At 61.8% G+C, this 11,722-nt stretch carries 12 protein-coding genes; 8 read left to right on the top strand and 4 right to left on the bottom strand.

Features of this window, described 5'->3' with window-relative positions:
* Positions 1–3 precede the first annotated feature (3 nt).
* Together ACYG97_RS24530 and coaA are read left to right on the top strand one after the other, a co-directional pair.
* Positions 4–327, top strand: coding sequence for a phosphoribosyl-ATP diphosphatase (locus tag ACYG97_RS24530; protein WP_023681408.1), 324 nt, complete (start codon positions 4–6; stop codon positions 325–327).
* A 132-nt stretch (positions 328–459) separates the two neighbouring features.
* Positions 460–1,419, top strand: a complete 960-nt coding sequence (coaA, locus tag ACYG97_RS24525; RefSeq protein ID WP_023672313.1) for a type I pantothenate kinase — start codon at positions 460–462, stop codon at positions 1,417–1,419.
* On the opposite strand, the gene ACYG97_RS24520 is transcribed toward coaA, so the two are convergent.
* The 4 genes from ACYG97_RS24520 to ACYG97_RS24505 all read right to left on the bottom strand — a co-directional run bounded on the left by ACYG97_RS24520 (position 1,406) and on the right by ACYG97_RS24505 (position 5,577).
* Complete coding sequence (locus ACYG97_RS24520) at positions 1,406–2,542, bottom strand: phosphatase PAP2 family protein (protein ID WP_023681407.1); 1,137 nt, start codon at positions 2,540–2,542, stop codon at positions 1,406–1,408. The genes coaA and ACYG97_RS24520 overlap by 14 nt on opposite strands.
* 123 nt (positions 2,543–2,665) lie before the next feature.
* Positions 2,666–3,295: an alpha-ketoglutarate-dependent dioxygenase AlkB family protein gene (locus tag ACYG97_RS24515; protein ID WP_023703765.1), complete on the bottom strand. Its 630-nt coding sequence runs from the start codon at positions 3,293–3,295 to the stop codon at positions 2,666–2,668.
* 150 nt (positions 3,296–3,445) lie between these two features.
* Complete coding sequence (gene arfB / locus ACYG97_RS24510) at positions 3,446–3,880, bottom strand: alternative ribosome rescue aminoacyl-tRNA hydrolase ArfB (RefSeq protein ID WP_023732727.1); 435 nt, start codon at positions 3,878–3,880, stop codon at positions 3,446–3,448.
* 86 nt (positions 3,881–3,966) lie between these two features.
* Positions 3,967–5,577 (bottom strand): phosphoenolpyruvate carboxykinase, encoded by a 1,611-nt coding sequence (locus tag ACYG97_RS24505; RefSeq protein ID WP_023732728.1) that lies wholly within the window; start codon positions 5,575–5,577, stop codon positions 3,967–3,969.
* A 346-nt stretch (positions 5,578–5,923) separates the two neighbouring features.
* Here ACYG97_RS24505 and ACYG97_RS24500 point away from each other — a divergent pair, with 346 nt between their 5' ends.
* The 6 genes from ACYG97_RS24500 (at position 5,924) to ahcY (ending at position 11,425) form a co-directional block, all read left to right on the top strand.
* The gene (locus tag ACYG97_RS24500; RefSeq protein ID WP_010912942.1) at positions 5,924–6,625 is read left to right on the top strand and encodes a response regulator transcription factor; all 702 of its coding nucleotides are present in this window, start codon (positions 5,924–5,926) and stop codon (positions 6,623–6,625) included.
* Between the two features lie 84 nt (positions 6,626–6,709).
* A complete protein-coding gene (locus ACYG97_RS24495) occupies positions 6,710–8,491 on the top strand; it encodes a sensor histidine kinase (RefSeq protein ID WP_023672307.1) in 1,782 nt (593 codons plus the stop codon).
* A gap of 12 nt (positions 8,492–8,503) precedes the next feature.
* Positions 8,504–8,965 (top strand): HPr kinase/phosphorylase, encoded by a 462-nt coding sequence (locus ACYG97_RS24490; protein WP_023732729.1) that lies wholly within the window; start codon positions 8,504–8,506, stop codon positions 8,963–8,965.
* Between the two features lie 164 nt (positions 8,966–9,129).
* A complete protein-coding gene (locus ACYG97_RS24485; protein WP_023672304.1) occupies positions 9,130–9,531 on the top strand; it encodes a PTS sugar transporter subunit IIA in 402 nt (133 codons plus the stop codon).
* On the top strand, positions 9,528–9,818 hold the full coding sequence (locus tag ACYG97_RS24480) for an HPr family phosphocarrier protein (RefSeq protein WP_023672303.1): 291 nt from the start codon (positions 9,528–9,530) through the stop codon (positions 9,816–9,818). Before ACYG97_RS24485 ends, ACYG97_RS24480 begins: the two co-directional genes overlap by 4 nt.
* Positions 9,819–10,024: 206 nt before the next feature.
* Positions 10,025–11,425, top strand: coding sequence for an adenosylhomocysteinase (gene ahcY, locus ACYG97_RS24475; protein ID WP_023681401.1), 1,401 nt, complete (start codon positions 10,025–10,027; stop codon positions 11,423–11,425).
* The last annotated feature ends 297 nt before the right edge of the window (positions 11,426–11,722 follow it).

The raw sequence follows: 11,722 nt of genomic DNA, 5'->3' as shown, positions 1-11,722 counted from the left end.
GCCATGGCTGAATTTTCGCTGTCCGATCTGGAAACAATCATTGGCGAACGCGCCCGTTCCGGCGACCCGGACTCGTGGACGGCAAAACTGTTCGCCAAAGGCATCGACAAGGCGGCGCAGAAGCTTGGTGAAGAGGCAGTCGAGACCGTCATTGCCGCCGTCAAGGGCGACGAGAAAGCCCTCGTTTCCGAAAGTGCCGATCTCATATATCATTGGCTCGTCGTGCTTGGCATGGCCGGCGTTTCGCTGGGCGAGGTGCTGAAGGAGCTTGAGGGCCGCACCGGCCGTTCGGGCGTCACTGAAAAGGCATCCCGGCCTAAAGGCTGACCGCTAGAGCCGGATGATTTCGGGCCGAGGCCTTAAATCTGAATCCGTCTCTCAATTGATAGAGGGAGCATGATGTCGCCCGAAAACCGCTTCACACTTTTCGGCCTCATGCTCTAGAGGGCAGGAAACTCGATGGACCAGCTCGCTCCGACCGAGAAATATTCCCCCTATCGTTTCTTCTCGGCCGAGCAATGGTCGAACTTCCGCGCCGACACGCCGATGACGCTGGGCGAAGACGAGATCAACCGTCTGCGCTCGTTGAACGATCCGGTCGACCTGGAAGAAGTCAAGCGCATCTATCTGTCGCTCTCGCGGCTGCTTTCGGCGCATGTCGAGGCCAGCCAGCTGCTGTTTCGCCAGCGCCAGGCCTTCTTCAACGCGCTGGATGTGGTCAAGACACCGTTCATCATCGGCATTGCCGGTTCGGTTGCGGTCGGCAAATCGACCACGGCGCGCGTGCTGAAGGAGCTTCTGGCGCGCTGGCCGTCGAGCCCCAAGGTCGATCTCATCACTACCGACGGGTTCCTGCTGCCCAACAAGGTGTTGCGACGCGACAATCTGATGGAGCGCAAGGGCTTTCCCGACAGCTACGATGTCGGTGCGCTGCTGCGTTTCCTCTCGGGCATCAAGTCGGCCCAGCGCAATGTCCGCGCGCCCGTCTATTCGCATTTGACCTATGACGTCATCCCCGGCGAGTTCGTCACCATCGACCGGCCCGACATTCTGATCTTCGAAGGCATCAACGTTCTGCAACCCGGCAAATTGCCGAAGGACGGCAAGATAGTGCCGTTCCTGTCGGATTTCTTCGATTTCGCCATTTATATCGACGCCGACGAAAAGCTGATCCACCAATGGTACATCGCCCGCTTCATGCGCCTGCGCGAGACGGCCTTCCGCAATCCGGACTCCTTCTTCCACCGCTATTCGCAGCTTTCGGAAGACGCCGCGCGTGCCATTGCGGAAGGCTTGTGGGCCAACATCAACCTGAAAAACCTGCGCGAGAACATCGTGCCGACACGAGCGCGCGCCGACCTCATCCTGCGCAAGGGCGCCAATCATCTGGTCGAGGAAGTGGCGCTCAGGAAACTGTGACGGCCGCCTCCGGGCGGCTGCCGCCAGCCGCCGATTGCCGGGCCGGGCCTGGCATCAGGATTTCGCCGTCGGGTACCAGCTTGCGGACGGCCGCACATAGGGCGATCGTGAGCGCGACCGCCGCATAACCATCGATCGCATAGTGCCAACCAAGATAGACCGAACTCGCGACTATGAAGGCGACATACAGAAATGCGATGGCGCCCAACCGCTGGTCGTACTCCCAGGTATACACCGCATTCAGGGTGATCAAGGCGACATGAACGCTTGGAAATGCCGATATTCCCGACGCGAGTCCAGTCACACCCTCGGTCTGGAGCGTCCACAGATACTGCTGGTACACGGCGGCGGAACTCGCCGACGGGCTTTGCGCAAGAAACGAAAGCTGTTCACCGAAGCGTGGCACATCGCCGGTGACATAGCCGTAGAACGCCGGTCCGGCCGACATGAACAGCCCGGCCAGGATGTTTCCGACGACTACCCACACCACCATGAAGGACAGCACATAGCGTCTCTTCAGATGCGTGGTGCGTGGTGACGTGACCATGAAAAACAGCATGCTGTAGCAAATGATGAACCACAGCATGTCGTAGTTCCATCCGACGGATTCCCGTACCCAGTCATGCTTGCCGATAACGTAGAGCCATCGCCACGGATCAGTGCCGAAATGCAGATAGGCATCGATATCTGCCAAGGCGCGATCATAGGGGAAACCTTTCCACAGGACGGACATGCCGTTCTTGACCGAGGTGAAGGTGCTTTGGAAAATCATGATGCCCATCAACAGACATATGCCGGAAAAGAGAACCGCCATCCGCTCGGCTGAGAACATCTTGCCCGCAGCAAATTTCCGCCGACGCTCAAATCGATGCAAAAGCCAGCCGGTTTCCAGGAGAAGCGATACCGCCGGCAGCACGAAACCGAAAACCATAAGCCATATCGGCACGTAGGTCTGGTATGCGGTGCGATGGAGCGCGCCGACCCAAGCCAGAAACCCCAGCCCCGTTGCAGTGTAGATGCCAATGAACAGGTAGAGCGATGCATCCGAGCGGGCGATCGAAACCGTGCGCCATGCGGCATTTCGAATGTAGCGCCAAATCACTTCGGATTCGATTTCGAGCATGGTATCCACACCGGGAATGATGACGTTTTGGCGCAGACTAGCGGCCGAAACCTTAAATTCCGTTAGGGACTTTTATTCGCAAGGTCAGTGGTTCAGTAAGTGCAAGAATGCACTCTCACCTCTTCAAGGCAAGGTCACCCGCCGCAGCGTCAGATTGATCCGGCCGCCTTTTTTCAGCAGCGCCGAGGTCGACGGATAGATGCGGTCGACGCCGTGGAAGCAGAGCCGGCCTTCGCCGCCGAGCACGACGACGTCGCCGCTTTTCAGGCGGAACGATTTGGTACCGCCGTCGCGTGTGGCCCCCCTGCCCGTCACTTGGCCGACCCGGAACAGGCAATCGTCGCCAAGTGACACCGAGACCACTGGGGCCGAGAAATCGGCTTCGTCGCGATCCTGGTGCAGACCCATTTTGGCGTCCTGCGTATAGAAATTGACCAGGCAGGCCTCCGGCGGATTCGGATAGGCGGCGACCTCCCGCCACAATTGCAGCAGCGCGTCCGGGATCGGCGGCCATGGCTCTCCGGTGAGTGGGTGCGTTGGCTGGTAGCGATAGCCCAGCTCCTTGTCGGTGACCCAGCCGAGCGTGCCGCAATTGGTCATGCGCACGCTCATCTCCTTGCCGGTCCGCGGCATCGCCGGCACGTACAGCGGCGCCCGCTGTACAATTGTCCTCACCTCTTCGACCAGCGCTTCCTGCGCCGCGCGGGACAGATAACCAGGCAAGTGGCGGACGCCTTTGGGCAGAACGAGCATGACTTCGCCTCCGGTTGATACTGAAACCATGCCACCGCCAATCAGAACGGCGACCCGAAAGCCACCGTTGTCGGCCTCCCTTTCTGTGGCAATGGCGAAACCTTGCGGCTGCGGCAGGGGAGGCCGCTTTATGCGCAGTCGGCGCGGTCCTTAGTCGTTCTCTACCCGGCCGCGCAGCTTTTTGATCGTGCCGCGCCCTGCCTTGCTTTGCAGCCGCCGCTCCACCGAGCCTTTCGACGGCCTGGTCTTCTTGCGCGGCGGCGGCGGCGGTTCCGCGGCCTTGGCGACCAGCGCCGTCAGCCTTGCCCGGGCATCGGCCCGGTTCTGCTCCTGGGTGCGGAAGCGGCCGGCCTCGATGACGATGACGCCGTCCTTGGTGGCGCGCTGGCCGGCGAGCTTGATCGTGCGCGCGCGCACGCGTTCGGACACGCCAGCTGCATTGGCGGCGTCGAAGCGCAATTGGACGGCGGTCGCCACCTTGTTGACGTTCTGGCCGCCGGGACCCGACGAGCGGATGAAATCCTCGTGCAGGTCGCCCGGATGGATTACGGCTTCGTCTGATATGATGATGTCGTCGATAGGCATGCCGCAGTCATGGCGCGGCGGACCAAAAAAGAAAAGGCCCGATCGAGACCGCGCCTTTCAAGGATGCTTCGGTGAAGATGCCTGGACTATTCCGCAGCTTCCTGCAGGCGGGGTGCTGCGCCGAGCACGACGGCATCGACATGGCTCTCGAATTTCTCGAAGTTGACGGCGAACATGCCGACCAATCGCGCTGCCTGCCGGTCATAGGCTGCCTTGTCGGCCCAGGTCGAACGCGGGTCGAGAATGGCGCTCTCGACGCCAGGCACAGCAACCGGCACCTCGAAGCCGAAATTGGCGTCAGTGCGGAAACCGGACGCCTTCAGCGAACCGTCAAGCGCTGCGGCCAGCAAGGCGCGCGTCGCCTTGATCGGCATGCGCTTGCCGGTGCCGTAGGCGCCGCCGGTCCAGCCGGTGTTGACCAGCCAGCAATCGGCGCCGTGGCGGGCGATCAGCTCGCGCAGCAGATTGCCGTATTCCTTGGGGTGGCGCGGCATGAACGGGGCGCCGAAGCAGGTCGAGAACGTCGCTTCCGGCTCGGTAACGCCCTTCTCGGTGCCGGCCACCTTGGCGGTGTAGCCGGAGAGGAAGTGGTACATCGCCTGCGCCGGGGTCAGCCGTGCGATCGGCGGCATGATGCCGAAGGCATCGGCGGTCAGCATGATGATGTTTTTCGGGTGGCTGGCCCGTCCGCTCTTCGAGGCATTGGGGATGAAATCCAGCGGATAGGCGCAGCGCGTGTTTTCGGTGAGCCGGCCGTCGTTGAAGTCCGGCACGCGGTCGGCGTTGAGCACTACATTTTCCAGCACCGTGCCGAAACGCTGCGTGGTGGCGAAAATCTCCGGCTCGGCCTCGGCCGACAGCCGGATCGTCTTGGCGTAGCAGCCGCCTTCGAAGTTGAAGATGCCGTGCGGTCCCCAGCCGTGCTCGTCGTCGCCGATGAGCGTACGTGACGGATCGGCCGACAGCGTCGTCTTGCCCGTCCCGGAAAGCCCGAAGAAGATCGCTGCGTCGCCGCCCGGGCCCTCATTGGCCGAGCAGTGCATCGGCATGACGCCCTTTTCCGGCAGCAGATAGTTGAGCATGGTGAACACCGATTTCTTCATCTCGCCGGCATAGGAAGTGCCGCCGATGAGCACGATCTTGCGGGTGAGATCGACCGCAATCACCGTTTCGGTGCGGCTGCCGTGGCGGGCCGGATCGGCGCGGAAGGACGGCAGGTCGATGATCGTCATCTCCGGCACGAAATCCTCAAGCTCGGCGGCCTGCGGGCGGATCAAAAGATTGCGGATGAACAGCGAGTGCCAGGCGAATTCGGTGATGACCCGCGTCGGCAGCTTCAGCTCGGCATCGGCGCCGCCGACGAGGTCCTGCACATAGAGATCGCTATTCGCGGCGTGGACAAGGAAATCGGCGAGCAGCATTTCGAACTGGCCCGCCGAAATCGCCTTGTTGTTGTCCCACCAGACATGGGGCTCGGTGGCGCCATCGCGGACGACAAACTTGTCCTTGGGCGAGCGGCCAGTGTGCTGGCCGGTCTCGGCAAGCAGCGCGCCGCCGGCGGTCAACCGGGCCTCGCCACGACGGATCGCTGCCTCATAAAGGGCGGCCGCACCAAAATTATAATGCACCGTGCCGGTGGTTTTCAGGCCGATACGATCGATCGCGCAAGCAGAATTGCGTTTGCCGACTTCCGACATCAAGGGTCCCTTCTTCTGGATTCGCCGCACTTTGCCGGCGCGTTTCCGGCGAGCCCGCGTTAGGGGCTGAGACGGTGAGAACCAGAAAACTCGAATGATATCAAATCATTAATCGATTTAAAAATTTTGAAAGTTGTTTAAATCGTTTATATGTGCAAAAAATCACGGTGGTTGCCCAAAGGATTGGCACACAGTGTTCGTCCAACCCGTGTAGAGGTTCCGATGGGGCCGCCGGCAAGCCGTCCGCGACAGCGGGTGGAGCCTGTGCCACATTTTGTACCTAATTTGTCCTGCAAAAGCCCCTTCTCTAAGACAGAAGGGACAGCTCATGAGGGAGCCGCTTGAAATGGCAACAATCGCGCTTGTCGATGACGACCGCAACATTCTGACATCGGTGTCGATCGCCCTCGAGTCCGAGGGGTATCGCGTCGAGACCTACACGGATGGTGCGTCGGCGCTGGAAGGCCTGGCGGCGCGGCCGCCGAATCTCGCCATCCTCGACATCAAGATGCCGCGCATGGACGGCATGGAGCTGTTGCGCCGGATGCGGCAGAAGTCCGACCTGCCGGTGATCTTCCTGACCTCGAAGGACGATGAGATCGATGAGCTTTTCGGCCTCAAGATGGGCGCCGACGATTTCATCCGCAAACCGTTCTCGCAGCGCCTGCTGGTCGAGCGGGTGCGCGCCGTGCTGCGCCGCGCCAGCGCCCGCGAAGCTGCGGCAAAGGCGCCCAGCCAGCAGGCCCGTTCGCTGGAACGCGGCCAGCTCGTCATGGACCAGGAACGCCATACCTGCACCTGGAAGGGCGAGCCGGTGACGCTGACGGTCACCGAATTTCTCATCCTGCACTCGCTGGCGCAGCGCCCCGGCGTGGTAAAAAGCCGTGATGCGCTGATGGATTCGGCCTATGATGAGCAGGTCTATGTCGACGACCGCACCATCGATAGCCACATCAAGCGGCTGCGCAAGAAGTTCAAGGCCGTCGATGACGACTTCGAAATGATCGAAACCCTTTACGGAGTCGGATACCGGTTCCGCGAAGCTTGAGTTGATGCATGTCGCCCAAAAGTGGTCGCGTTTTTGGGACGACGACATGCATAAAACCAAAGACTAGGCGGGAGCTGCTATTCGATGGCAGTGGATGTACAGCGGAGCAGACGAACGAGCGCTGTCAGGCGGTCGCGGATTCTGCCCGCATTCCTGTCGAGGTTGACGGTGCCGATGCGCCGCTTCCTCGGCCACCACATCTTTTCCAGCCTGACCCGGCGCATCCTGTTCCTCAACCTGGCCGGCCTCGCCGTGCTGGTCACCGGCATCCTCTATCTCAACACCTTCCGCGACGGGCTGATCGACGCCCGCGTCGAAAGCCTGATGACGCAGGGCGAGATCATCGCCGGCGCCATTGCCGCGTCGGCAACGGTCGAGACCGATTCGATCAGCATCGATCCGGAAAAACTACTCGAACTGCAGGCCGGTGAAAGCCTGGGGCCGGGCTCAGACCAGCTCGACAATCTGGATTTCCCGATCAATCCCGAGCGCGTCGCGCCGGTGCTGCGGCGGCTGATTTCGCCGACGCGCACCCGGGCCCGCATCTATGACCGCGACGCCAATCTGCTGCTCGATTCGCGCCATCTCTACTCGCGCGGCCAGATCCTGCGCTACGACCTGCCTCCGGTCGAGGACGAGCAGCCGGATATGCTGGAGCGCGTGCAGAAATTCGTCTTCGACTTCTTCCGCAACAAGGACCTGCCCGTCTACCATGAGCAGCCCGGCGGCAACGGTGCGGCCTTCCCGGAAGTGGTCAAGGCGCTGACCGGCAGTCCGTCGACGATCGTGCGGGTGAGCGAACAGGGCGAGCAGATCGTTTCGGTGGCGGTGCCGATCCAGCGCTTCCGCGCCGTTCTCGGCGTGCTGATGCTGTCGACGGAAGGCGGCGACATCGACAAGATCGTCGCCGCCGAGCGCAAGGCTATTTTGCGCGTGTTCGGCATCGCCGCCCTGGTCACCGCCATCCTGTCGATGCTGCTCGCATCCACCATCGCCAATCCGCTGCGCCGGCTATCGGCGGCGGCAGTGCGGGTGCGGCGCGGCGTCAAGAGCCGCGAGGAGATCCCCGACTTTTCCGACCGCCAGGACGAGATCGGCAATTTGTCGGTCGCGGTGCGCGACATGACCAATGCGCTCTATGCCCGCATCGAGGCGATCGAAAGCTTCGCCGCCGATGTCTCGCACGAGCTGAAGAACCCGCTGACCTCGCTGCGCAGCGCGGTGGAGACCTTGCCGCTTGCCAAGAACGACAATTCACGCGGCAGGCTGATGGAGATCATCCAGCACGATGTCCGGCGTCTCGACCGGCTGATCACCGACATTTCCGATGCCTCGCGCCTAGACGCCGAACTGGCGCGTGAGGATGCCGCCACGGTCGATTTGAAGAAATTCATCACCGATCTCGTCGCCGTGTCGCGCGAAGCGACGCGCAACAAAAAGGCTGTCGAGATCGAATTCAAGGCCGCCAAGCTGCCGCAAGGCGTCAAAGGCTATTTCGTCACCGGCCATGATCTGAGGATCGGCCAGGTCATCACCAATCTGATCGAGAATGCCCGCTCCTTCGTGCCGGAGGACCACGGCCATATCGCCATTTCCCTGGCACGCTCGGGCAAGGTCAACATCGTCACCGTCGACGACAACGGCCCCGGAATCCGCGCCGACGCCATCGACCGCATCTTCGAGCGCTTCTACACCGACCGCCCGGCCGGCGAGGCGTTCGGCCAGAATTCGGGGCTTGGCCTGTCGATATCCAGGCAGATCGTCGAAGCCCATGGCGGCACGCTGACCGCCGAGAACATCCCCGGCACCAAGCCCGGCGACATCAAGGGCGCGCGCTTCGTCGTTACGCTGCCGGCCGAAGGCTGATCGCGGCTGCGCATGCCCGATCCCACCGCGGAACCCGAGAACATCCATGCCACCGCAGTCCTGATTGGCGAGCGGGGCGTCCTGATCACCGGGCCGTCCGGCTCGGGCAAGACAACGCTGGCGCTGGCGCTCATCGACCATTTCAGCCGGCTCGGGCTGTTTGCGCGGCTGATCGGCGACGACCAGCTGTTTGTCGCGGCGCGTTTCGGGCGGCTGATCTGCCATGCGCCCGCCAGCATTGCCGGCCTCGCAGAGGTGCCCGGACTTGGTCCGAAGCCGCTTTTGTTCCAATCTGTGGGAGTCATCGACCTTACGATCCAGCTGGTTGCCGCTAACGCTGTGGAGCGTTTCCAGGAAGAGTCGAGCGCGACCATTGCCGGCTGTGTGGTGCCGCGCATCGACCTCGTTCAGCGCAACGTCACTGCGGCTTTGCCGGCGGTAATGGCGCGGCTGGCGATTGCGCCTTTCGTATGATCCGCCGCCGGTTTTTTGCTGCAATGCGTCAAATTGGCCATGGCCGACGCAATTTTGGGCTTGTCAACGCGCCGCGCGTCGACAAGATAGCGCTCCCGCCGCCTGGGATGGCCGGCGAGCATAAAAAGCGCCTGTGAAGCGGCGATGACGGGAGCCACCATAGAATGATCGGACTCGTGCTTGTAACGCACGGTCAACTGGCCGCCGAGTTCCGCCATGCCGTGGAACATGTCGTGGGGCCACAAGACAATTTCGAAACCGTGGCAATCGGCGCCGACGACGATATGGAGCAGCGTCGGCGCGATATCGTCGACGCCGTCGGCCGCGTCGACACCGGGACCGGCGTCATCGTTCTGACCGATATGTTCGGCGGCACGCCTTCCAACCTCGCCATTTCGGTGATGGAATCCGGTCGCACCGAGGTCATCGCCGGCATGAACCTGCCGATGCTGATCAAGCTGTCGTCGATCCGCAAGGGCGACAACATGGCGACCGCGCTCGACGAGGCGCAGGCCGCGGGGCGCAAATACATCAACGTCGCAAGTCAGCTGCTGAGCAGCAAATGAACGCGCTGTCGCCCGGTGAGATCGTGCGCGAGTTCCCGATCGTCAACCAGCGCGGCCTGCATGCGCGCGCCTCGGCGAAGTTCGTCCAGGTCGCCAGCGGCTTCGACGCCACCGTCCATGTCGAGAAGGATGGTCTCAAGGTCGGCGGCACCTCGATCATGGGGCTGATGATGCTGGCGGCGAGCCCCGGTTATTCGATCCGCGTCACCGCCAGCGGCGCTGAAGCCGCAGCGGCGATGGACGCGCTGGAGCAGCTGGTCGCCTCGCGCTTCGGCGAAGAGTGCTGAAGTTTTTGCTTTGGACGCCGTTGTCCCAAAACCGCCGGATACTTTTGGGCGGCATGCATCCCCGTAAACACATACGCGCATAAAGATTTCTTTATATCCCATTGTCGTCTTGGCGGCGATCTGCTAGTCAGGCCGGCATTCCGCGCCCTTCGACGCGCCGTGTGGCGCAGGCGCATTCTGAAGACAAATCACACCGGAGCACTGCCATGACAGGTAGCAAGGACTATGTGGTCGCCGACATCTCGCTTGCCGGCTGGGGCCGCAAGGAACTCGATATCGCCGAAACCGAAATGCCGGGCCTGATGGCCTGCCGCGAGGAATTCGGCGACAAGAAGCCGTTGAAAGGTGCGCGCATCACCGGATCGCTGCACATGACCATCCAGACCGCGGTGCTGATCGAGACGCTGAAGGCGCTTGGCGCCGATATCCGTTGGGCCTCGTGCAACATCTTCTCGACCCAGGACCATGCGGCCGCAGCCATCGCCGAGGCCGGCATCCCGGTGTTCGCCGTCAAGGGCGAGTCGCTCGAGGAGTATTGGGACTACACCGACAGGATCTTCCAGTGGGCCGATGGGGGCCTCTCCAACATGATCCTCGACGATGGCGGCGACGCCACCATGTACATACTGATCGGCGCCCGCGCCGAAGCCGGCGAGGACGTGCTGTCCAACCCGCAGAGCGAGGAAGAGGAATACTTCTACGCCCAGGTCAAGAAGCGGCTGAAGGCTTCGCCCGGGTTCTTCACCAAGCAGAAGGAAGCCATCCGCGGCGTCACCGAAGAGACGACCACGGGTGTCAACCGACTCTACCAGCTGCAGAAGAAGGGCCTGCTGCCCTTCCCGGCGATCAACGTCAACGACTCGGTCACCAAGTCGAAGTTCGACAACAAATATGGCTGCAAGGAATCGCTGGTCGACGGCATCCGCCGCGGCACCGACACCATGATGGCCGGCAAGGTTGCGGTCGTCTGCGGCTATGGCGACGTCGGCAAGGGCTCGTCGGCTTCGCTCAAGGGCGCCGGCGCCCGCGTCAAGGTCACCGAAGTCGATCCGATCTGCGCGCTGCAAGCGGCGATGGACGGCTTTGAAGTCGTCACGCTGGAAGATGCCGCACCGACCGCCGACATCGTCATCACCACCACCGGCAACAAGGATGTCGTCACCCTCGACCACATGCGCTCGATGAAGGACATGGTGATCGTCGGCAATATCGGCCACTTCGACAATGAGATCCAGGTCGCGTCGCTGCGCAACCTGCAATGGACCAACGTCAAGCCGCAGGTCGACATGATAACCTTCCCGGACGGCAAGCGGATGATCCTGCTGTCCGAGGGGCGCCTGCTCAACCTCGGCAACGCGACCGGTCATCCGAGCTTCGTGATGTCGGCTTCGTTCACCAATCAGGTGCTGGCGCAGATCGAGCTCTACACCAAGCCCGGCCAGTACCAGAACCAGGTCTATGTGCTGCCCAAGCACCTCGACGAGAAGGTGGCGCGTCTGCATCTCGACAAGCTTGGAGCCCGCTTGACCGAACTTTCCGGCGAACAGGCCGCCTATATCGGCGTGACTCCGCAGGGTCCGTTCAAGCCGGAACACTACCGCTATTAGCCAAAGCGGCGTTTACCACTAGATATTGAAGCCGGGCGATTGACTTTTCGCCCGGCTTCTTTTTTGCGCGGATGATTCTTCACGCCGATTCCAGCACGCGCTATTGTGCTGATTCGTGGGCCGGGGACGAGGCCGGCGTACGCATCGAGAGCATGATTCGAACCGAAGGACCGCGTCAGCGAAAAGTGGGAAGCGGTTTTCGGAAAAGATCATGCTCTTTAGAAAAGAGTTAGGTCAGAAGGGCGTTTCCATCAAACGTGATCCTGATCTAGGCGGTCTTGCATTCAGGCGGCGAAG

This window comes from Mesorhizobium sp. W067, from assembly GCF_054719525.1.
The sequence above is the reverse complement of the archived record's forward strand: the minus strand, read 5'-3'. Positions and strand labels throughout refer to the sequence as shown.

Excerpts from the sequence above, each read along its gene's own strand:
- ACYG97_RS24485 (WP_023672304.1), top strand. The coding sequence starts at position 9,130 with ATGATCGGACTCGTGCTTGTAACGCACGGTCAACTGGCCGCCGAGTTC.
- ACYG97_RS24520 (WP_023681407.1), bottom strand. The coding sequence starts at position 2,542 with ATGCTCGAAATCGAATCCGAAGTGATTTGGCGCTACATTCGAAATGCC.
- ACYG97_RS24490 (WP_023732729.1), top strand. The coding sequence starts at position 8,504 with ATGCCCGATCCCACCGCGGAACCCGAGAACATCCATGCCACCGCAGTC.
- ACYG97_RS24515 (WP_023703765.1), bottom strand. The coding sequence starts at position 3,295 with ATGCTCGTTCTGCCCAAAGGCGTCCGCCACTTGCCTGGTTATCTGTCC.
- ACYG97_RS24480 (WP_023672303.1), top strand. The coding sequence starts at position 9,528 with ATGAACGCGCTGTCGCCCGGTGAGATCGTGCGCGAGTTCCCGATCGTC.
- ACYG97_RS24505 (WP_023732728.1), bottom strand. The coding sequence starts at position 5,577 with ATGTCGGAAGTCGGCAAACGCAATTCTGCTTGCGCGATCGATCGTATC.
- coaA (WP_023672313.1), top strand. The coding sequence starts at position 460 with ATGGACCAGCTCGCTCCGACCGAGAAATATTCCCCCTATCGTTTCTTC.
- ACYG97_RS24530 (WP_023681408.1), top strand. The coding sequence starts at position 4 with ATGGCTGAATTTTCGCTGTCCGATCTGGAAACAATCATTGGCGAACGC.
- ahcY (WP_023681401.1), top strand. The coding sequence starts at position 10,025 with ATGACAGGTAGCAAGGACTATGTGGTCGCCGACATCTCGCTTGCCGGC.
- ACYG97_RS24500 (WP_010912942.1), top strand. The coding sequence starts at position 5,924 with ATGGCAACAATCGCGCTTGTCGATGACGACCGCAACATTCTGACATCG.
- ACYG97_RS24495 (WP_023672307.1), top strand. The coding sequence starts at position 6,710 with ATGGCAGTGGATGTACAGCGGAGCAGACGAACGAGCGCTGTCAGGCGG.
- arfB (WP_023732727.1), bottom strand. The coding sequence starts at position 3,880 with ATGCCTATCGACGACATCATCATATCAGACGAAGCCGTAATCCATCCG.